General features: G+C 40.5%; 21 protein-coding genes and 1 pseudogene. 12 read left to right on the top strand and 10 right to left on the bottom strand.

Translation table 11 applies throughout. The features are described 5' to 3' along the window. Window positions 1-53: 53 nt before the first annotated feature. Both HYG89_RS01315 and HYG89_RS01310 read right to left on the bottom strand, forming a co-directional pair. Entirely contained in the window at window positions 54-503 is a 450-nt protein-coding gene (locus HYG89_RS01315; protein ID WP_004973275.1) for a thioesterase family protein, read from the bottom strand. 101 nt (window positions 504-604) lie between these two features. Further along, window positions 605-1,765, bottom strand: coding sequence for an iron-containing alcohol dehydrogenase (locus HYG89_RS01310; RefSeq protein ID WP_004973276.1), 1,161 nt, complete (start codon window positions 1,763-1,765; stop codon window positions 605-607). Between the two features lie 119 nt (window positions 1,766-1,884). Between HYG89_RS01310 and HYG89_RS01305 the strand changes: the two genes are divergently transcribed. From HYG89_RS01305 to HYG89_RS16080, 6 genes and pseudogenes are all read left to right on the top strand, one after another. Next, a complete protein-coding gene (locus HYG89_RS01305; RefSeq protein WP_004973278.1) occupies window positions 1,885-2,394 on the top strand; it encodes a low molecular weight protein-tyrosine-phosphatase in 510 nt (169 codons plus the stop codon). Between the two features lie 3 nt (window positions 2,395-2,397). Next, the gene (gene murB, locus HYG89_RS01300; RefSeq protein ID WP_004973280.1) at window positions 2,398-3,438 is read left to right on the top strand and encodes a UDP-N-acetylmuramate dehydrogenase; all 1,041 of its coding nucleotides are present in this window, start codon (window positions 2,398-2,400) and stop codon (window positions 3,436-3,438) included. Between the two features lie 6 nt (window positions 3,439-3,444). Continuing rightward, window positions 3,445-4,572 (top strand): YdcF family protein, encoded by a 1,128-nt coding sequence (locus HYG89_RS01295; protein ID WP_004973281.1) that lies wholly within the window; start codon window positions 3,445-3,447, stop codon window positions 4,570-4,572. Beyond that, window positions 4,572-5,615 carry an alpha/beta hydrolase gene (locus HYG89_RS01290; RefSeq protein WP_096900878.1) on the top strand — a complete coding sequence of 348 codons (1,044 nt, stop codon included), beginning with the start codon at window positions 4,572-4,574 and terminating at the stop codon, window positions 5,613-5,615. Before HYG89_RS01295 ends, HYG89_RS01290 begins: the two co-directional genes overlap by 1 nt. Window positions 5,616-5,891: 276 nt before the next feature. Next, entirely contained in the window at window positions 5,892-6,596 is a 705-nt protein-coding gene (locus HYG89_RS01285) for a response regulator transcription factor (protein ID WP_178865882.1), read from the top strand. Further along, a pseudogene (locus tag HYG89_RS16080) lies at window positions 6,593-8,625 on the top strand (ATP-binding protein). The gene HYG89_RS01285 and the pseudogene HYG89_RS16080 overlap by 4 nt, the downstream one beginning before the upstream one ends. A gap of 33 nt (window positions 8,626-8,658) precedes the next feature. Here the strand turns inward: HYG89_RS16080 and HYG89_RS01270 are convergent. From HYG89_RS01270 to HYG89_RS01260, 3 genes are all read right to left on the bottom strand, one after another. Beyond that, window positions 8,659-9,825 carry a cupin domain-containing protein gene (locus HYG89_RS01270; RefSeq protein ID WP_178865734.1) on the bottom strand — a complete coding sequence of 389 codons (1,167 nt, stop codon included), beginning with the start codon at window positions 9,823-9,825 and terminating at the stop codon, window positions 8,659-8,661. Between the two features lie 120 nt (window positions 9,826-9,945). Beyond that, entirely contained in the window at window positions 9,946-10,539 is a 594-nt protein-coding gene (locus tag HYG89_RS01265) for a nucleoside triphosphate pyrophosphatase (protein WP_178865880.1), read from the bottom strand. Between the two features lie 7 nt (window positions 10,540-10,546). After that, window positions 10,547-10,930, bottom strand: coding sequence for a DUF2237 family protein (locus tag HYG89_RS01260; RefSeq protein ID WP_004973294.1), 384 nt, complete (start codon window positions 10,928-10,930; stop codon window positions 10,547-10,549). A gap of 139 nt (window positions 10,931-11,069) precedes the next feature. Between HYG89_RS01260 and HYG89_RS01255 the strand changes: the two genes are divergently transcribed. The 4 genes from HYG89_RS01255 to HYG89_RS01240 all read left to right on the top strand — a co-directional run bounded on the left by HYG89_RS01255 (window position 11,070) and on the right by HYG89_RS01240 (window position 14,810). Next, the gene (locus tag HYG89_RS01255; RefSeq protein WP_004973295.1) at window positions 11,070-12,257 is read left to right on the top strand and encodes a phosphoglycerate kinase; all 1,188 of its coding nucleotides are present in this window, start codon (window positions 11,070-11,072) and stop codon (window positions 12,255-12,257) included. A 140-nt stretch (window positions 12,258-12,397) separates the two neighbouring features. Beyond that, window positions 12,398-12,670: a hypothetical protein gene (locus HYG89_RS01250; protein ID WP_131260911.1), complete on the top strand. Its 273-nt coding sequence runs from the start codon at window positions 12,398-12,400 to the stop codon at window positions 12,668-12,670. Between the two features lie 138 nt (window positions 12,671-12,808). Then, window positions 12,809-13,846, top strand: coding sequence for a class II fructose-bisphosphate aldolase (gene fba, locus HYG89_RS01245; RefSeq protein ID WP_004973298.1), 1,038 nt, complete (start codon window positions 12,809-12,811; stop codon window positions 13,844-13,846). A gap of 103 nt (window positions 13,847-13,949) precedes the next feature. Further along, on the top strand, window positions 13,950-14,810 hold the full coding sequence (locus HYG89_RS01240) for a DMT family transporter (protein ID WP_178865732.1): 861 nt from the start codon (window positions 13,950-13,952) through the stop codon (window positions 14,808-14,810). On the opposite strand, the gene HYG89_RS01235 is transcribed toward HYG89_RS01240, so the two are convergent. After that, window positions 14,773-14,994: a hypothetical protein gene (locus HYG89_RS01235; protein ID WP_178865730.1), complete on the bottom strand. Its 222-nt coding sequence runs from the start codon at window positions 14,992-14,994 to the stop codon at window positions 14,773-14,775. The two genes, HYG89_RS01240 and HYG89_RS01235, sit on opposite strands and share 38 nt — an antisense overlap. Window positions 14,995-15,109: 115 nt before the next feature. Continuing rightward, the gene (nfsB, locus tag HYG89_RS01230) at window positions 15,110-15,763 is read right to left on the bottom strand and encodes an oxygen-insensitive NAD(P)H nitroreductase (protein ID WP_004973304.1); all 654 of its coding nucleotides are present in this window, start codon (window positions 15,761-15,763) and stop codon (window positions 15,110-15,112) included. Window positions 15,764-16,004: 241 nt separating this feature from the next. Here nfsB and hpaI point away from each other — a divergent pair, with 241 nt between their 5' ends. Next, window positions 16,005-16,799: a 4-hydroxy-2-oxoheptanedioate aldolase gene (gene hpaI, locus HYG89_RS01225; protein WP_096900940.1), complete on the top strand. Its 795-nt coding sequence runs from the start codon at window positions 16,005-16,007 to the stop codon at window positions 16,797-16,799. Between the two features lie 102 nt (window positions 16,800-16,901). Here hpaI and HYG89_RS01220 read toward each other — a convergent pair whose 3' ends face one another. Both HYG89_RS01220 and HYG89_RS01215 read right to left on the bottom strand, forming a co-directional pair. Beyond that, window positions 16,902-17,621 (bottom strand): UDP-2,3-diacylglucosamine diphosphatase, encoded by a 720-nt coding sequence (locus HYG89_RS01220; RefSeq protein WP_178865728.1) that lies wholly within the window; start codon window positions 17,619-17,621, stop codon window positions 16,902-16,904. 117 nt (window positions 17,622-17,738) lie between these two features. Further along, window positions 17,739-18,248, bottom strand: a complete 510-nt coding sequence (locus tag HYG89_RS01215; RefSeq protein WP_004973310.1) for a peptidylprolyl isomerase — start codon at window positions 18,246-18,248, stop codon at window positions 17,739-17,741. 206 nt (window positions 18,249-18,454) lie between these two features. On the opposite strand from HYG89_RS01215, the gene HYG89_RS01210 reads away from it, so the two are divergent. After that, window positions 18,455-20,179: a glutamine--tRNA ligase/YqeY domain fusion protein gene (locus tag HYG89_RS01210; protein ID WP_178865878.1), complete on the top strand. Its 1,725-nt coding sequence runs from the start codon at window positions 18,455-18,457 to the stop codon at window positions 20,177-20,179. A 130-nt stretch (window positions 20,180-20,309) separates the two neighbouring features. Here HYG89_RS01210 and HYG89_RS01205 read toward each other — a convergent pair whose 3' ends face one another. Continuing rightward, window positions 20,310-20,843, bottom strand: a complete 534-nt coding sequence (locus tag HYG89_RS01205) for a lecithin retinol acyltransferase family protein (RefSeq protein WP_096900868.1) — start codon at window positions 20,841-20,843, stop codon at window positions 20,310-20,312. Window positions 20,844-20,971: the final 128 nt, after the last annotated feature.

The following is a 20,971-nucleotide window of genomic DNA, read 5'->3' as shown; positions in this document are numbered from 1 at the left end:
TTAGCTTTTGTTTGCAGAATTTTAAGGCTGGGTCAAACCAGCCTTATTTTTTGCTAAGCGCAAGCTGAATCTGTGCTTTTATATGGCTGTAATGCTTCGCGGATGGAGTCAGGAATCGGGCAGTTTTGGCGTGTAATTCGATCTACAAATACATGCACCACTTGTCCTTGTGCAGCGGCAAGATTTTGATTGTTTTTAAAAATTGCCAAATCATAAATTAAGGATGAGTTTCCAATTTTTTGAATAGCAACACCTACTTCAATCATTTCAGGATAGGACAATTCCTGCAAAAAATGACAGGTGGAATTGACCACTAAACCAATACAGGGTGATCGTTTGGGTTCAAAGCCTGCTTTTTGCATCAGTAGGGCATTGGCTGCGCTGTCAAAATAGCTGTAATAAGTGACATTATTGACATGTCCATACATATCGTTGTCTGCCCAGCGAGTTTGGATGGGAAAGAAAAAAGCGTATTGCTCACGGGTTTTGGTGTCAGGTTTCACAAGTTTACCTATATTTTTATCGACGTGGTGTCATGCTTTAATGGGTGGAAATCATCCCAAATAAATGTAGAAAGTTAAATACAGAACGTTAAGCGTAAATGTTAGGCATAAATGGCTTGGTAAATCTGTAACGCATCCTGCATTTGCATTGCTCTCGGGTTGTTTTGCAATAAACGGCTTTGCAGCATCGCATCTTCTGCCAGTTGTGGCAGCATGTTTTCTGCTATGCCTAGGGCATTGAGTTTTAACACCAAGCCACTTTGATCTAAATGATTTTGTAAATGATCAATAAACAAATCACATAATCCATCTGTGCAGCCTTTACTGCGTGGGTCTAACCAACACATCAGTTCTGCATAATACTGTTTGGCTGCAGGCGCATTAAATTTTAAAACTTCGGTTAGTACCAATGCATTGCTATGCCCATGTGAAATATGGAAATGTCCGCCTAAAGGATAGGCAAGCGCATGTACCGCAGCCACAGGAGCATTGGCAAAGGCTTGTCCTGCCAGCATTGAACCAAACAGCATGTTTTGCCGTGCTTGCATATTGCTGCCATCTTCAAGCACTAATTTTAAGTTTTGATCAAGTAAACGCAGCGCATGTTTTGCCAGAAAATCTGAATACGCATTTTTTTTGATTTTAGAAGTATAGGCTTCAATGGCATGTACCATCGCATCTATACCTGTGGCTGCGGTAATCTGTGCAGGTAGATGACGGGTAAAATTGGCATCTAAAATGGCAACATCGGCATATAAAATAGGAGAAACAATGCCTGTTTTACTGGTTGCACCTGTGGTGACAATGGAAATAGGTGTGACTTCTGAACCTGTGCCTGCTGTAGTGGAAACTAGAATGAGCGGTAAACGTGGTGCTTTCGCATTGCCGACACCGTACAAGTCTGACAGTTGTTGAGTTTGTGCAGGATGACTCAGCACGGCAATAATTTTGGCGACATCCATCGCACTACCCCCACCAAAACCTAATACAACATCAATATTTTGCTGTTTGGCAAAATCAACTGCTTCTAACACAATCTGTTCTGCGGGGTCGGCTTGCACATTCGAGTAAATGGCATAGTCCAGTTGCAGTTGCTTTAAAATTTCTAAAATAGGTTGATGTAATTGTTGTTGTAAAATGCCAGCATCGGTGACCAATAACAAACGCTTATAATTTTTTTCGGTTAAAACCGTTTTTAGTTCAGAAATTGAACCCAATCCAGAAATAATGTTGCCAACTGTTTGAAATTGAAAATGCTGCATCGTCTTTATTCCTAATTTTTATACTTAATTCAACATTATTGTAGGGTCACGATATAGGATTCATATCATAAATAACTTAACATAAGACTCTTAAAAATAAAGTAGCTTTGAGGTTGTTTATGTCATCCAAAACGCCATATAAGGTGTTATGTGTTTGTTTGGGAAATATTTGCCGCTCTCCAACGGCAGAAATTGTACTTCGACATTTTTGTGATGAACAACAACTCAATGTGTTGGTGGATTCTGCTGGAACCAGTAATTATCATCCAGGCAAAGCCCCAGATTTACGCAGCCAAAAACATGCGTTCAAACGTGGTTATGACTTATCTACATTGCGCGCGCGTCAGTTACGTATACAAGACTTTGTCGAGTTTGATTTGATTTTGGCGATGGATTTTGAAAACTTAAGCAATATTCAATCTTTAATGCGCCGTGCTGAAGCTGAACTGGGCAGTTTGCGCGCTGAAATAGCCTTAATGAGCGAACACGATCCGCATTATACGCAGCAAGAATTACCCGATCCATATTATGGCGAAGCCGATGGTTTTGAGCGGGTGCTCGATCAATGCGAGTCGAGTAGTCGCGCATGGGTGAAAGTTTTACAACAACAATTTGAATTGAAGGTTTAAGTCATGCACATTCACTACAACATGCAACTCAAACCTTTCAATACGCTCAATTTAGATGCAACTGCGTCGCATTATGTCAAAATTGAAAATATTCAAGATGTACAGGATGCTTTGGCATTTGCCCAGAAAGAACAATTAAATGTGCTGATTTTATCGGGTGGTAGCAATATGTTATTGCCTGAACATATTCATGCCTTGGTCATGCACATGGATATTCAGGGCATCGAAAAATGCGCTGAAGATGATGCAAGTGTCACCCTAAAAGTTGGGGCAGGACAAGTCTGGCATGAGTTTGTGTTGTGGAGTACGGAACAAAAGTTATATGGTCTGCAAAATCTGGCTTTAATTCCAGGTTTGGTCGGCGCTTCACCTGTGCAAAATATTGGTGCTTATGGCGTTGAAGTCGGTGAGTTTATCGAATCTGTGCAGGTCTATGATCGTGAATGCCAACAATTCAGCTCAATTGTTGCTGCAGATTGTCAGTTTGCCTATCGACACAGTATTTTTAAAGATCATCCCAACCGTTACATCATTACCCATGTGACTTTTAAACTGTTAAAACAGGCTGCGTTAAAATTAAATTATGGCGACTTAAAAGCTGCTGTAGGCGATGAGCAAACTGCTGAAAATCTGCAGCAACAAGTCATTCAAATTCGCCAAAGTAAGCTGCCTAATCCTGCAGAATATCCAAATGTAGGTAGTTTCTTTAAAAATCCTGTGATTTCGACTCAGCAATTTGACCAAATTGCAGCACAATTTCCAAATTTACCCCATTACCCACAGCCGAATGCGCAAGTTAAAATTGCAGCAGGCTGGTTGATTGATCAAGCTGGCTGGAAGGGAAAACAACTGGGTGTGGTGGGTATGTTTCATAAACAAGCGTTGGTTTTAGTCAATTATGCCGATGCCACTTTGGCAGATGTGCAACACACCTATCGTGCTGTGCAGCAAGATGTTTTGAGTCGTTTTGGTATTTCACTAGAACCTGAACCTGTGTTATTTGATGAAACAGGTTTGATTCGTGCACATCAACCAGTAGGTTAAGTGAAGATGAAACAGAATCATTGGATGCTCAGATTGGTACAAATTGCTGCCGTGCTATTTGTATTGTTTGCAGCGTTCATGATTTTTATCTATTCACCTTTTTATTCTACTTTGGTGGTCAAAACGCTGAACACTTTGGTACCTGTAGAAGTGAATCAAGTGGCAGCAAAAAGTCAGCAAATGGCGGCTTTTAGTGATCAAGACAGCTTGGAACCCGGTTCAGATTTATGGATTGCCCGACAAGCTTATTTGAAGCTGATGGAGCAAGAGATTCAATCTGAAAATTCGAAAAATTTAACTTTAATTCAGGCTCGTTATAAAGCCTTACAAGCGCTTATTTTAGAAGAACAAACGCAAAAAAAATTAGCATCTGAGCAAGAGTTGCCGCAAGTCCCATTGTTGGTGTCTAATGCAGCTTCTGAAGCAGTTGTAGAAGACCCATCCGAAAATGTAAAAGCCTTGCTCAATTTGGATAGTCATGAAAATCAGGTACTCATGGAACAATACTTGGAGTTTTTAAGCACTCATAAAATTGCCGAAACCGAAAGTGAGCCTGTAGATGAAGAAATCTTTAAAGATATTGCTTTAATTCAGCAACAAAATATTCCAAAAATACCTGCAAACTCTAAACCTTATGCGATTGTGGTTTTAGGTGGTGGCTTAACTTTAGATGATAATGGCAAAGATATTGTGGTCAATGACTACACACGTTTACGTTTAGAAACGACCCTAGCGGTGGTAAAACAATATCAATTGCCGATTGTACTGAGTGGTGTAGAAGCACCTTATATGCAGCGTTGGTTAAAAAAATATGATGTCGAAGCAAAATTATTAGAAGATCGCAGCATGAATACTTGTGAAAATTCACGTTTTAGTTCTTTATTATTACAAAAAAAAGGGGGGGCGCCGACAGTGATTTTGATTACAGACCGTTATCACATGCCACGCACCCGCCGTTTATTTGCTTTGAATGGAATTGAAACGATTCCAGTCGAGGCTCCCATGCCGACTCAACTGACTGCATGGCGTCCAAGTGAACAAAACTATGATCATAGCCGCCGTGCCAATTATGAAATGCTTGCCACCATTCGGGATGTCTTGATTGGTTCTAGCGCATGTCGCGAGGTGCCATAATGCCTGATATTCCATTTTTAAACCCAAGCGTGTTGAAGCAATTAGATTTGCCAGTGCCGAGTAGGGAAACCACACCACAAATTCTACAACCTTTAAATTTGAATCGTGGTTTTGAACCGAGTGTTGAGTTACAAGCCTATCGACAGCTATATGGTTTTCATTTGTTGGACTGTGAACATTGGCAAGGCTATGTGCAAATGCCGTTGTTTAAATTGCATGTGCAAATTTTTCAACCCGATTTAAGCAAAACCAAATTTGATCAGGTGCAGGGTACAGTATTTTTGCTGCATGGTTATTTGGAACATAGTGGGATTTATCAACCTATCGTCAAAGAATTATTAGAGCAGGGCTTTAGTGTTTTGACTTATGATTTGCCCGGACATGGATTGAGTGATGGTTATCCTGCCAACATCAAAAATTTTGATCATTATCAGCAAGTATTACATGCGGTTTATCAATATGTAAAAAATGCCGATCAATTGCCAAAACCGTGGTTGGGCATTGGGCAAAGTACAGGTGGTGCAATTTGGATGCATCACTTGTTGGAATTTGCTCAGCGCCGTGAAAATCCATTTGTAGAGCGTGTGTTGTTGTTATCGCCTTTGATTCGTCCTGCAAAATCGGCATGGTGGCATAACTCTGTTGGTTTGGGCATTATCCGTCGGATTAAGCGTGAAGTGCCGCGACATTTCCGACGCAATAATCATAATCCTGAATTTTTACGCTTTGTGCGTTTAAAAGACCCGCTGCAACCTAGAATGATGGGCATGGATTGGATTTTAGCCATGTCTAAATGGATGTTGGAGATGGAAGAACGTCCAGCTTGCCGTATTCCTGTTTGGTTGGCACAAGGGGCGCAAGATCAAACCGTAGATTGGCGCTACAACATTGAGTTTATTCGGCGTAAATTCCGCCTGCAAACCTTACTCATGTTAGAAGAAGGCTCGCATCAATTAATCAATGAACGTGCGGATATTCGTGCGGCTTTAACAGGGCTGATTCCTGCATTTTTACATGCACATAGCTCTAAGACTTATTATTAATTTATCAACCATCTTTTAAATACGGCTCTACATTTGCTTTGATGCTGTTCTCGGCATCAAAGCATATTTATGCTGCGCTGCTCATTAAAATGTGAAGCGATTTCTAAAATAAAATAGTACTTCACATTTATTTTTTATTTCATGCTCGAGTTTCATGTTTCAGTGCTATGCTCATGTTTATAAAATAAGCTAAATTTGAAAAACTCCTTAATTCTAGGGATAGTGTTTACATCAAAACGATTGATATATTTACAAACATAATCAAGGGGATGAATGATGGCAGAAATGGAAGCGATATTACCCGTACCGGTTTTAATTGTTGAAGATGAGCCTATTATTCAGTCACGTCTTAGAAAAATTTTGCATGATATTGGCTATCAAGATGACATGCTATTTTTCGTGAGTCATCTTAAAGCTGCAATAACGTGTATAGAAGATCATCCGATTGCTTTAGCTTTAGTCGATTTAGGCTTGCCCGATGGCAATGGTAAAGAACTAATCGAACAATTACATTTTAGAGATCCAAGCGCATTAATTTTGGTGATTTCTGCATGGAGCACCCAAGACAGCTTATTTTCTGCAATTCAAGCAGGTGCAACAGGCTATGTGCTTAAAGAACGTGATGATGCTGAAATTATTATCGCAATACGCAGCATTTTAAGAGGTGGTGCACCGATAGACCCATTTATCGCCCGTGAAATTTTATCGCAAATTTCACATCAAAAAGTACCCGTGCTGACCGAAGATTTATCAGATCGCGCCGATGCTCAAGCATTCAACTCACATTATGAACAGCTCACCAATCGTGAATTAGAAATTTTAAATCTGGTGGCGCAGGGCTTAAGTAACCGTGAAATTGCTGAGCAATTATTTGTGTCGCGTTATACCGTTGAAAGTCATATTAAACATATCTATCGGAAGTTGTCGGTCACTAAACGCACTAAGGCTGTCAGTACCGCTAGAACTTTAGGTCTTTTATGATTCAAAGGCTTTGGCAGTGTGGTTTGGGCGTGTTGTTATTGTTCTGTGCGTGGCAAAGCTATGCGCAGCAAGTGGTGTACCCAATTAATCAGTACTGCAATGTGCATGTACTTTCAATCAGCTCTGCCAAAACAGCATCACATAATAAAAAACCTGAAACGGGTTGGGAAAATGTTCAACTGCCCGACGTTTGGGATGATCGCTGGAAAAATTATAATGGTGGGGCGTGGTACAAAATAGAGTGGGAGTGGTTTTGTGAGCGTGATCATCGTTTAAATCAACCCATCGTTTTTGCACTGAATTTTTTAAATAGTGCAGGGGCAGTTTATCTGAATCAAGATTTACTTTGGGCAAGTCAACATTTAGAAGAGCCTTTGTCAAAAAACTGGAATATGCCACGTTACTGGATTTTACCTATTTCAGGCTTAAAACAAGGTAAAAATCAAATATTGGTCTATGTAAATGGATATGCATTTCAAAATGCGGGTATAGGAAAAATAAGTTTTAATAATGTGCATAACAATATTGAACAGCACCAGCAAAGTATATGGAATAAACGTACTTTATTTGAAATTAATGCGATTTTATCTGCCACTTTAGGCATTTTATGTTTGGTTATTTGGCTGTTTTTACGCCGTGATCAGAGTTTTGGTTGGTTCGCGTTGAGTTGCATGTTCTGGTTATTATTTATTTCTCATTTTTTAACCACAGAAACCTTTCCATACCCAAGTGTATTGGTGGCATCTCAAGCCAATTTAAGCTTTTTTATCCTCTATGTTTTAGCTTTTAGTCTGTATTTAATTAGGTTTGTCAATCAACGCTTGCCAATATTGGAAGAAAGTATTTTTATTCTGAGTTTAGCGGTAATCGTTTGTGTGTTTTTAACACCCTTAGATTATGTCAAACTGGTATTTGGGATTGTCTTTTTAAGTTATGCCAGCTTACTAGTCGTGATTTATTTTTATTTGGCGTATTTAGCGTATAAATCCCCAAAAACAGAAGTATATCTGCTGCTATTTTGTTTAACCTTGATTGGCTTTTTTGCGGGTGTAGATGTATTTCGTTTAAGTAATGCGGCAACGGCAAGTTTATATCAGCCATTATCACCGTATACCTCGCCAGTAATTACTTTATTTATTGCGATTATTTTAGGCATGCGCCTAAAAAGAAATATTCAAAAAATTGAGAAATTTAATCAAGATTTAGAGCTTAAAGTTTTTGAAGTCAGTGATGATTTAAAACGCAGTATGTCAGAAAAGCATTATTTAGAATTGGCTTTGTTGCATAAATATGTAAGCATCTGATTTAAATAAATTTAATTTTGGATCAAAAAATAATCAAAACTTTTAAAATCATATAGTTATGAAATCTTTGTGCAACAAAGCCTTTAGAATTGGAAAATGTGCGTTTGCAAGAGCGGATTCATCTATCGCATGATTTGCATGATGGTTTGGGTGCATCTTTGGTACGTTCCATGATTATGGTCGACCAAAGCGAACAGAACATGAGTAATCAGCAGTTCTTATCTATGCTGAAATTACTGCGTGATGATTTACGTCAAATTATTGATAGTGGTTCTTCCATTGGTTCTAAAGTGCCTGAAAATCCTAAAATTTGGGTTGCGCCAGTACGTCATCGTTTTAGTCAATTGATGGATGAAATGGATATTCATTCCAAGTGGGATTTTCCAAATGAATGGGTGATTGAGCCGAATTCGTTACAGTGCTTAACTTTGATGCGGGTATTAGAAGAAAGTTTAACCAATGTGATTAAACACAGCCAAGCCAAGCATGTATCCGTCAGTATGCAATTTGTACCGCCTAAGCAATTGGTACTTAAAATTCAGGATGATGGTGTAGGTTTTGAAGCCAATAGCGTGCTTGAACATGGCATGAGTATTGGGATGCGCAGTATGAAAATGCGTTTAGAACGGGTTGGAGGGCAATTAAAATTAAATTCGACACCTGGCTATACGTTAATTCAGGCAGTTTTAACTTTAGATCCCGCTTATCTAAATTCCCCAAGATGAATTGATCATCCTGAGGGGGCTGAAACGAATATTTTAAGCGTCTTCAGCAGGTAACAACATTAAAATGGATTCATTGAGCAGTTGTACCAAATCTTCCAAAATATTTGCGTCGTAAAGGTTTTCATCGAGCAGCACGCGTTCACCATTGGCAATTTTTTGCAGCGTAGGGATAGATGCTTCTGCGACACAAATCGCTTCACCATTCGCCCAAAATAAAACTTCATCTAGCTGATTTGCATAAAGTAGGCGAGAGGCGGGTTCCAACATGATTTGATAACCCTGATCTAGCGCATCTTCTAAATCGCCTACACCTATTTCATCTACTTCAGGAATATTTTCAGGATATTTCGGTTCAGACATTAAGCTTAAAATCGCATCATCCAACACCGATGAGTTTTGTAAACGCGCCCACAATTCTGCTTTCAGATAATCCAATTCTGTCGCAGTCATTTCGCCAATTTGGGTACTTTTTTTACGAACAAGGTCTTGTAGTGGCGTGCGTAACATTTCATCGGCAGAGAATTTATCGCTCACTCGATCCATCATTTCACTAATATTCGGCATGCGGAAACCGAACGAGAACGTCAGACAATCATCTTCCGCCACGCCATAATGTGCCAAACCCGGTGGCACATAGAGTAAATCGCCAGGTGCAAGAACTTCATCAAAATTGACCTGCATTTCAGGCAATAATTTTAACGGTTGTCCTGCGACAAATTCAGTTTCAGCATCACACATTTGCCCAAGTTGCCAACGACGATATCCATAGCCTTGTAGCAAAAACACATCGTAGAAATCAAAATGCTGACCTACAGAGCCGCCTTTAGGGGCATAAGACACCATTATGTCATCACGTCGCCATTGCGGAATAAAAGGAAATTTTTTCCAAAGTTCAGCGAGATCAAAAGAGTAATGATCAACGGCTTGTACCAATAGCGTCCACAACTTTGGCATTTTTTGAAAATCAGCCTTAATGAGCGGTGATGATTTCACAGTCCATTGATTTGGATCGCGATCTTTTTGTTTGATTAAACGGGCAGTCACATCTTCTTCAAGTGCCAGTTCCATTACATCACTAGGTTCAAGTAGGTTGGCAATTTCTGGGAGTGCATTGCGTACCAAAAGTGGTTTTTTTTGCCAATATTCACTTAGGAATTGTTCTGCGGTAATTCCGCCCAAAACATCTAAAGGTTGCGACATAAAATAGCCTAAGCAAGTTTTATCAATAATCTCAATATTGTCTGATTTGTCGCTGCAAAGGGCAAGGTGATTTATAGTCTTTATAAATATTCACGGCTGTTAAATTACACAGTTTTAAACTTAAGGAACCTGAATATTCAGCATTCTTAACATGCGGCATAACTGAATCATCGGCAGACCCATCAAAGTAGTTTGGTCATTGCCTTGCATGGCTTCAAACAGACTAATACCTAAACCTTCGCACATAAAACTACCTGCACAATGTAGCGGTTGTTCCTTTGCAACATATCGTGCAATTTCATTGTCGGTTAAGTTGCGGAATTTAACGGTGTAGTGTTCTACAACTGTTTGTTCAAAGCCTGTAGATTGCTGCTGCACACTCAGCGCAGTGCTGAAATAAACCGTTTGATCTGAATTGGCTTGTAATTGTTGTATAGCTTTTTCTGAAGTGAGCGGTTTACCTATAAAAATATCTGGCTGCTGTTCACGCCATGCCACTTGATCTGAACCAATCACAATTGCATCAGGATATTGCTGCGCAATACAGTGTGCTTTTTCAAAAGCCAAGCGTCGCGCCAAATTATCTGCATGCAATTCACCCTGTGCAGATTCATCAATATCAGGTGAAATTGACTTATACGCCAAATGCAGACGATTCATCAATTGCTGACGAGTTTGACTGCCAGACGCTAAAATAATTTCAGGATGTTGCATCAGATCATCACACCGCATAATCCATCAAAATATCTAAAGGCACATAAGACAATACTGACTGATGACAGGCTTGAATTTTAATTGGTGGTGCTTGACCTGCCTGATAGGCTTCAACCCAACGGGTGACGCAAATACACCAGAAATCACCCGGTTGTAAGCCGTTAAAACCAACTTCTGGTACTGGCGTGATTAAATCATTGCCAATTTTTTGCGAGAAATTTAAAAAATCAGAGGTCATTTGTGCACAAACGGTGTGCTGACCTAAATCGGTTGGGGCGGTATGACAAAAACCGTTACGAAAATATCCAGTAATAGGATCAAAGCAACAACTGGCGAGAGATTCGCCCAAAACATTTAAACGATTGATATTTGGATCAGGATGAATAGACATAAGTGCGAGAAAGATGGTGGCTTTACTCTATCATAATCAAAACTTTTGCTTTAAACAGCAATTCTACAAAAGTTGCTAACCTTTTTCTGCATAATCATTTAAAATCGTGGCGTTTTGATATCAATAAAGTGAGCTATACATGAACTTTCAGCGTATGACTGACCTCGATTTAGCAGGTAAGCGTGTCCTTATTCGTGAAGATTTAAACGTACCTGTTAAAAATGGTGTGATCACCAGCGATGCACGTTTACGTGCGGCATTGCCAACGATTCAAGCTGCTGTTGCCAAAGGTGCAGCAGTGATGGTGTATTCTCACTTAGGTCGTCCTGTTGAAGGTGAGCCAAAAGCTGAACAATCTTTAGCACCTGTAGCTGCGTATTTAACCCAAGCATTAGGTCAAGATGTTCAACTGATCACTGACTATTTAGATGGTGTAGACGTTGCTCCTGGTCAAGTCGTTTTATTGGAAAACTGCCGTTTTAACCACGGTGAAAAGAAAAACAACCCAGAACTTGCCGCTAAATATGCAGCATTGTGTGATGTATTTGTGATGGATGCATTTGGTACCGCGCACCGTGCAGAAGCCTCTACTGAAGGCGTTGCACGTTTAGCACCAGTGGCAGCAGCAGGCCCATTATTGGCTGCGGAATTAGATGCTTTGGGTCGTGCCTTAAAAACACCTGAAAAACCAATGGTGGCGATTGTTGCAGGTTCTAAAGTATCGACTAAGTTAGATGTATTGACTTCATTGTCTGATATTTGCGATCAATTAATTGTAGGCGGTGGTATTGCCAATACTTTCCTTGCTGCAGCAGGCTATAACGTGGGCAAATCATTATGTGAAAATGATTTGATTGACACTGCCAAAGCAATTGCCGCAAAAGTTTCTGTACCACTGCCAACCGATGTTGTAGTTGCAGATGCCGCTGAAATTAATTTTGAAGATTTCTTGGGTTCATTGGCAGCAGCGAAAGCAACTGTGAAAAAAGTTGAAGATGTTGCAGACAACGATATGATTTTAGACGTAGGCCCAGAAACTGCAAAAGCATTTGCTGAAATTTTAAAAACTTCAAAAACAATTCTTTGGAATGGCCCAGTGGGTGTATTTGAAGTTGATCAATTTGGTGAAGGTACGAAAGCACTTTCATTGGCGATTGCAGAATCTGCAGGTTTCTCTATTGCAGGCGGTGGTGACACTTTAGCTGCAATTGACAAGTATGAAGTTGCAGACAAAATCGGCTATATCTCTACAGGTGGAGGTGCATTCCTTGAATTTGTAGAAGGTAAAACCTTACCTGCAGTTGCGGTATTATTAGAACGCGCTTAAATCTAGAAAATTTATCAATAATTTTTAAAAAGGTTGACTTCGGTCAACTTTTTTATATTTATGTCATGCCGTAGTCATCAAAATGTCATAAATATGCAATAAACTGTAGTAAATGAATGACCTAACTGTAGGAAATGACGATGATTCAAAAACTAACACTTGCTGCTTTAATTGCTGCATCTTTAGCCTTGACTGCTTGTGCAAAAAAAGAAAGCGCACCTGCGACTGAAACTGATGCATCTTCTGCAGTTGTAGATAACGCTCAAGTTACACCAGAACAACAAGCTGCAATCGACGCAATTGACCAACCAATCTTGGATGAAGGCAACACCGATATTCCTGAAGACGTTGCAAATGCACCTGCTGACGTTGCGACTGCAGACACAGAAGTTGCTGCTTCTGAAGCGCAATAAGTGCTGAAAAACGACAAATTGTAGTAATTTGTTTAAAAGTCCCTGCTTTTGCAGGGACTTTTTTTTGAAAAAGGCGATTTGTTGCTGAATTGAAACAAATCACAGGGTAGAATAACCAACATTATTTGGGAGGATATTATGGCTCTTATTTCATTGCGCCAGCTCTTGGATCATGCCGGTGAACATGCTTACGGCGTTCCAGCGTTTAACGTCAACAACTTAGAACAAATGCGCGCAATTATGTTAGCCGCAGATGCAACCAATTCACCTGTAATTGTTCAAGCTTCGGCAGGTGCGCGTAAATATGCAGGTGCGCCATTCTTGCGTCACCTGATTTTGGCTGCAATTGAAGAGTGGCCACATATTCCAGTGGTTATGCACCAAGACCATGGTACAAGTCCTGATGTATGTCAGCGTTCGATCCAACTAGGCTTTTCATCAGTAATGATGGATGGTTCTTTGGGTGAAGATGGTAAAACACCAACGTCGTATGAATACAACGTCGAAGTGACGCGTCGTACTGTGCAAATGGCGCATGCGTGTGGTGTATCGGTTGAAGGTGAGATTGGCTGTTTAGGTAGTCTTGAAACAGGTATGGCAGGTGAAGAAGATGGCGTGGGCGCAGAAGGCGTACTTGACCACTCTCAATTGTTAACATCTGTTGAAGAAGCACGTAGCTTCGTTGCAGATACTAATGTGGATGCTTTAGCGATTGCTGTTGGTACTTCGCACGGTGCATACAAGTTTACTCGTCCACCTACAGGCGATATTCTTGCAATTGACCGTATTAAAGAAATTCATGCTGCGTTGCCAAATACACACCTTGTAATGCACGGCTCTAGCTCTGTACCACAAGAATGGTTGGCGGTGATTAACCAATACGGCGGTGACATCAAAGAAACTTATGGTGTACCTGTTGAGCAATTGGTTGAAGCAATTAAGCATGGTGTGCGTAAAATCAACATCGATACAGATTTACGTTTAGCTTCTACTGGTGCAATGCGCCGTATGATGGCAGAACAACCAAGCGAATTTGACCCACGTAAATTCTTCGCAAAAACTGTAGATGCAATGAAACAAATTTGTATAGACCGTTATGAAGCATTTGGTACTGCAGGTAATGCAGACAAAATTCGCCCAATTTCTTTAGAGAAAATGGTTGAACGCTATAAGTAATTCTTAATTTGATTAAGAACTCGAAAGCCCACAGTCCTTGTGGGCTTTTTACTGATGAGTCCACAACTTCCAATCAAGAACAAAAACAATCCTCGAGCGTGTCATGGAACTGATTGTAGCCGCAGCCTTTTGTAGTGTACTGGTCTCTATTTTATTAAAAGTCTGCAAAACGCAGGGTTTTAACCCCATGCAGATGATTACATGGAATTATGTCAGTGCCAGTGTGTTGTGTTTTTACTGGTTTAAACCCAACTTGGGCACGATCTCAATCCAACATACGCCGTGGTGGCTCATTATTAGTTTGGGTGTGTTGTTGCCCAGTGTCTTTTTAGCATTAGCAAAATCGTTGGACAGCGCAGGTATTTTAAAAACTGAAATTGCACAGCGTTTGTCAGTGGTTTTGTCTTTAGCAGCCGCTTATTTTATTTTTCAGGAAAATTTTAGCCAACTGAAAATTGTGGGAATCGCGCTTGGGATTATCGCAGTCTTATGTATTTTGTATTCGCATCGTGCTGCAGGGCAGTCTGCTAAAGCGCAACAAGGCATCTTATATTTGAGCTGTGTTTGGCTGGGTTATGCACTGATTGATGTTTTGCTTAAATACAGCACAGGTTTAGGACTGCAATTTGCAGTTGCGCTGAATTTGATGTTTGTATGTGCTTTTGTTTTGGCGATGGCTTATATCTTAATCCGCGATAAAAGCATGGGCAGTATGCAAAATATCAGTGCAGGTTTAATTTTGGGTGCACTGAATTTTGCCAATATTGCCTTGTATGTCAAAGCTCACATGCTGCTCAAAGACAGCCCTGCAGTGGTATTTGCAGGGATGAATATTTTAGTGGTGCTATTTGGCGTGATCAGTGGAGTATTGTTCTTTAAAGAAAAGCTGAAAAGCACGACCACTATTGGGCTAGGCTTGGCATTGCTTAGTGTGCTTTGCCTCGCTTATGCCATGACGGTTTAAGATAACTCAACATAAAGCGAAAAGGATGTTGCAATAAATCTGCAGTTTCTGCAAGACCATGCAGCATTGTGGTTCTATCGCAGATCGGGCAGCGCAGGGTTGGATAGCTTGGTTTGGCTTGATATAAATACAGTTTTTTACAACGTCGGCATTCTAGTTTTAGCGGCATTAAATTGAGCATCATACACCTCATTTTTATTTTTGATAGAGATTGAGTACAGATTGCAAATATAGATAAAGCAAAATTCAGACCAAAAAATAGGGACAAATTTTGTCCCTAGTGTTATCGCATGTTTGTTTTACAGTTGCGTGAAAATCTCGCGTTTATCAAGGCGTGATTTTGGCAGTTTGGCATTAAAATCTTGTTCACTACGATAGCCTAAACACAATAAAACCGAAGGAATCAGTCCTTGCTCAGTTAGTTGCAGTTCTTGAGTTAAAATTGCTTCATCAAAACCACCAATTGGCGTTGCGTCAATTCCTTCAATGCCTGCAGCCAAAAGCATTTGTCCGAGTGCAATAAAGGTTTGATTTTCTGCCCAACGCTGAATATCGCCTTTTTCATTGCGGTAGTAATCGACATAACCTGTGCGGCTGTCTTTCTGACCTTGTTTAGCGGCTTCATCTTTAAAGCGTCCACTAGCAGCATCCTGATTAAGCAGGTTTTCTAAATGTAATTCGCTAATGTCAGCTTTGGTGCAAAATAAAATGGTATGCGAAGCATCTAAAACTTTAGGGGCGTTATAGGCGTACTTTCCAACTAAAGCTTTAGCAATACGTTGTTTGGCTTCAGGGCGATCTGCAATAAAAAAATGCCACGGCTGAATATTAATGGAAGATGGTGCTAAACGCAGAATTTCTAATAAACGCTCAAATTGTTCTGCAGGAATAGTGCGACTCGCATCATAGGCTTTGGTCGTATAACGAGTTTGTGCAACGTTGAGCAAATCCATGAATCATCTCCATTTAAAGACTATATTTGGGGCAGGTGTGCGCCAAAAGCTTAACATGCCTCGCTATGCTAACGGAATGAATCCATGTGCTATTTATGCGGTTAAGATGAGATGAGCACGACATAAACATCTTTAAACTTAGTGTTAAATTCAATCATGCAAGACGTTTTCACTATTGGTTGTTTATAGCAAATAGGCGTTAAATATAAACTTGAGCATGGTGCATCCCAAAGGTGTATGGATGGAATATATCAATTATTTTAAGCGTAAATTAAAAACTCAGCAGCAAATTGGCTTATGGGTAGGTTTAGCAGATGCGTATGGCACTGAAATTGCCGCCAATGCAGGCTATGACTGGCTTTTAATTGATGGGGAACATGCACCGAGTGATTTAAGAACCACTTTGTCACAATTACAAAGTATTGCGGCTTATCCCTCTCAAGCGGTGGTGCGCCCGCCGATTGGCAGTGTGCAACTCATTAAACAACTGTTGGATATTGGCGTACAAACTTTGCTGATTCCTATGGTTGAAAGCGTTGAACACGCTGAGTTGATGGTCAAAGCGGTACGTTATCCACCTGAAGGTATTCGCGGCGTAGGCGCAGCTTTAGCACGTGCAACTCGCTGGAACAGTATTCCAAATTATTACGCGACAGCGCATGAAAATATTTGTTTGCTCATTCAAATTGAATCGGTCACAGGTTTAGAAAATCTGGATGCTATTTTACAAGTCGATGGGATTGATGGGGTGTTTATTGGTGCGGTGGATTTATCTGCCACGATGGGTTATGAAGGCAATCCGAACCATCCAGAAGTACAAGCCGCTGTGGTCGATGCGATTCAACGGATTCGTGCAGCAGGCAAAGCAGCAGGGATTTTATCGACCCAACATGAAGTGACACAAAAGTATTTGGATTTAGGCACAGAATTTGTGGCAGTTGGGGTAGATACCAGTGTGTTGATGACTTCGCTGCGTGAGTTGTTGGCTAAATATAAAGCTGATGCCGAAGTGATTAAAACGGAAGGTGGGTATTAATCTGCTAGCTGAAGAGATTTTGGCTAAAGAGGTTTTAGTTAGCTATGTTTAGCTAAGTACCTTTAGTGTTGTATCTATTATTTTTATGTAAAGATGTTGCGCTTAATAGTTCCAATGACTCAGTTGCCAAGTTGCTAAGGCTTGATTTGGTTCAACTACTAAAATTTGTGCAGCATCTGCGCGCCAATCGCCTAATACAATTCTAGGTTTGCCGTGTTCATTGTGAATATTTGGACGATGCGTATGCCCATGAATTAACACATTTGCATGCTGCAAGGCTTGTGACACAGCATCTGCATTTACGTCCATGACGTCATAACTTTTGACTTGATTGGCTTGCTGACTTTTTTTGCGGAAACCTTGTGCAAGTTTTTGCCGAAAAGCCAAAGGTGTTTTCTTTAAAATCCCTAAAATGATGGGATTGCGAATGATTTTACGGAATTTTTGATAGGACACATCATCGGTACACAGCGCATCGCCATGTTCTAAACGTACCTGTTGTGAACCAATGTGCAGCGTGTACACATCGGGCAGGAGTTGTCCTGAAAATTGATCTAGAAATTTCTGACCTAAAGCGAAATCACGATTGCCGACAATAAAGTAAATTTGATTACCTGCTTGGCTAAATTGCTTTAGACGTGTAACAACTTCATCGAGCCACGCTGCGGTGTAATCATCGCCAATCCATGCATTAAACCAGTCGCCTAAAATATACAGTTGGGTGTTTTTATTTTGATAAGCGTCTAGCAAATCTAAAAACCCCCGAACAAGTCGAGGGTGATTTGGTGACAAGTGTAAATCTGCGATAAACAGATAGGTCACGAATTATTCCTTGGAATCTCCCGAAATCCCTCTTTTAAAAGAGGGATTTCTCCTCCCTAAACGAATTTTAAAGCAGTACTTTAAAATGATGTGCGTAAGCGAGGTCGGGTAAGATTCTTATTCAGCAATGATTTTTGCAGATTCAATCACCACATTTTCTAGTGGAACATCTGCGTGATAACCACGGTTGCCAGTACGCACGCCTTTAATTGCATCTACAACGTCCATACCTTCAACAACTTTACCAAACACGGCATAACCCCAACCTTGTGCAGTTTTGCCTGTGTGGTTTAAGAAAGAGTTATTTTTTACGTTAATGAAGAACTGTGCAGAAGCAGAGTGAGGTGCTTGGGTACGTGCCATTGCAATTGTACCAACATCGTTGCTTAAGCCGTTGTCTGCTTCGTTTTCAATCGCATCACGTGTTGCTTTTTCTTTGAAGTTTTCATCCATGCCACCGCCTTGGATCATGAAACCATCAATAACACGGTGGAAAATTACGCCGTCATAAAAACCATCACGAACGTATTCTAAGAAGTTAGCAACTGTAATTGGTGCTTTTTCAGCGTTCAATTCTAAAACAATACGACCTTTATTGGTGTTTAATTCGACTTGAGGAAAACTCATTGTGTAATCTCCTAAACATGGACACGAATGCCATGGGTTTTTTGGTTGAGAGAAGCATAAGCAAACTGTAAACTACAAGGCAAGTAAAAACGTTATTTTCTTTGTTAAAAACAAGGAAAAGCGTTCCAATGGGTGATGAATGCTTCACTGATGAAGTTTTTGCAACCCAGTTAATTCAATTTTATTTTAGAAGTGATTTTATTGCTATGAAGCCAAATGATGTTGTTGCATCTCTGCCAAACACCCCGACACCAAGTTCAAATGCCTCTGTCGATGCTGTGCAGCAAGAACAACAGCCGGGCTTGGACTTTATACGTCAAGTCATTACCGATGATATTGCGGCTGGTCGCACTCAACAGGTTGTGACACGTTTTCCGCCTGAGCCGAATGGTTATTTGCATATTGGTCACGTGAAAGCTATTTGCTTGAACTTTGGTATCGCACAAGAATATCAAGGGGTGTGTAACTTACGTTTTGACGACACCAACCCAGATGCAGAAGAACAAGAATATGTAGATGGTATTGCCAATGATGTGAAATGGCTTGGTTTTGAATGGAATGGCGAGCCACGCTACGCCTCAAGCTATTTTGATCAATTATATGCTTGGGCTGTTCAGTTGATTGAACAAGGCGATGCCTATGTCGATTTGCAAACTCCAGATGAAATTAAGCTAAACCGTGGTTCTTTTGTAGAGTCAGGCAAGAACTCGCCATACCGTGATACCTCTGTGGCAGAGAACTTGGCTTTATTTGAAAAAATGCGCAATGGCGAATTGGGTGAAGGTCAGGCAGTACTCCGTGCCAAAATTGATATGGCCTCTCCAAACGTACACATGCGTGACCCGATTTTGTATCGTGTTTTACATTCATCGCATCACCAAACGGGCGATAAATGGAAAATGTACCCAATGTATGACTATGCGCATCCATTATCCGATGCTATTGAAGGCATTACCCATTCATTGTGTACTTTAGAGTTCCAAGACCATCGTCCATTCTATGATTGGGTGGTAGAAAAAGTGAAATCTGAGGCTGTACCGCATCAGTATGAATCTAGCCGTTTGAACATCGATTACACCATCACCTCAAAGCGTAAATTGCGTAAATTGGTTGAAGGTGGTTTTGTAAATGGTTGGGATGACCCACGTATGCCAACAGTGGTAGGTATGCGTCGTCGTGGCTTTACACCAGAAGGTTTGCGTGATTTCTGTAAGCGTGTAGGTGTGTCTAAGTCGGATGGTATTGTGGATGTTGCAATGCTTGAATATTGCATCCGTCAGTCATTGGAAAATACTGCAGCGCGTGGCATGGCGGTGTTGAATCCACTTAAAGTGACTTTGACCAATTTGCCTGAAGCACTGGATTTAGTCCATGCACGTCATCCAAATGTAGATATGGGCGAGCGTAGTATTCCACTGACTTCTGAAATTTATATTGACCGTAAAGACTTTGAAGAAGTGCCGCCTAAAGGTTTCAAGCGTTTAGTGCCAGAAGGTGAGGTGCGTCTACGCCATGCTTATGTAATCAAGTGTGATGAAGTGATTAAAGATGCCAACGGCGAAGTTATTGAGCTGAAATGTTCAATTGACCCTGAAACTTTGGGCAAAAACCCAGAAGGTCGTAAAGTCAAAGGCGTGATTCACTGGGTATCTGCAAGTAAAGGCGTTGCGGCAGAAGTTCGTTTATATGATCGCTTATTTACTGAGTCTGATCCAGAAGTGGGTGATGATTTCTTGGCGAATTTAAACCCCGAATCGTTGACTGTGGTACAAGCCATTGTTGAACCTGCATTGGCAACAGCACAACCAGAAGATCGTTTCCAATTTGAACGTGAAGGTTATTTTGTTGCAGATCAGTATGATCACAGTGCGGAAAAACCAGTGTTTAACCGCATTTTAGACTTAAAAGACAGCTTCAAACCTGGCAAGTAACACCTTATTTAAGTTTTAGCTTGCAACTTGAAAGCCCAACTTGATCAATTCAGGTTGGGCTTTTGGTTTTATCTATTTGAGGTTTATAGAATATTTTGTGAGATATACAGTGTCGCTAAAATGGCAGCAATCAGCGGTTTTTATGCTGTTCCTGCTTCATCAGGATTTGCGGTAACTGCATTTTGGCTTTATCGCGTAGTTTCTTCTTAATATAGAGCACTAAAGCAAAGCAAGTGGTGGTCAGGGTCAGCATCATACTATTCATATAACTCATCAATGAACTGACATACCCAATGGTGGTCAAACGATCCATCATCTTAAATACTTGCGGACTGCTTTCTACACCTGTAATAGCCCAAGTGCATAAATGTTCACAGTTATTCATAATCAGATGATAATTATTTTCGTGCATTCTAGAACGCATACGACGCACCACTTTGCGGCCTTTATACTTGGGCGCATGATACGACTGCACAATAATATTTTTGCCGTGACTAAACTTTTCAATACTGGTCATTTCAATCGGGTGTTTTTTGAAAAGATGTGCGAAACCCGAATAGTGAATCACGCGACCACGCCCAGCATAGATGCCATGATGGCTATAGCCGAAGTGTTTCACAATTAAATGTGCCCCTAAAGGAAATCGTGTTTTCTGCTTGAGCATCAGAGGTGGTCCCACTTGTTTGAACAACTAAAAGCGTATTTATAAGTGATATTCCGCTCTAGTTAAGCCACCTTGTTTTGTTGGGGTAGCTGATCATAGTAAAACTCATTTGGTGTCATTTTGTCTAG

It is taken from the genome of Acinetobacter sp. SwsAc5, assembly GCF_013391485.1.
Lineage (GTDB): Bacteria > Pseudomonadota > Gammaproteobacteria > Pseudomonadales > Moraxellaceae > Acinetobacter > Acinetobacter towneri.
Note: the sequence above shows the minus strand (reverse complement) of the source record. Positions and strands in the feature narration are given on the sequence as shown.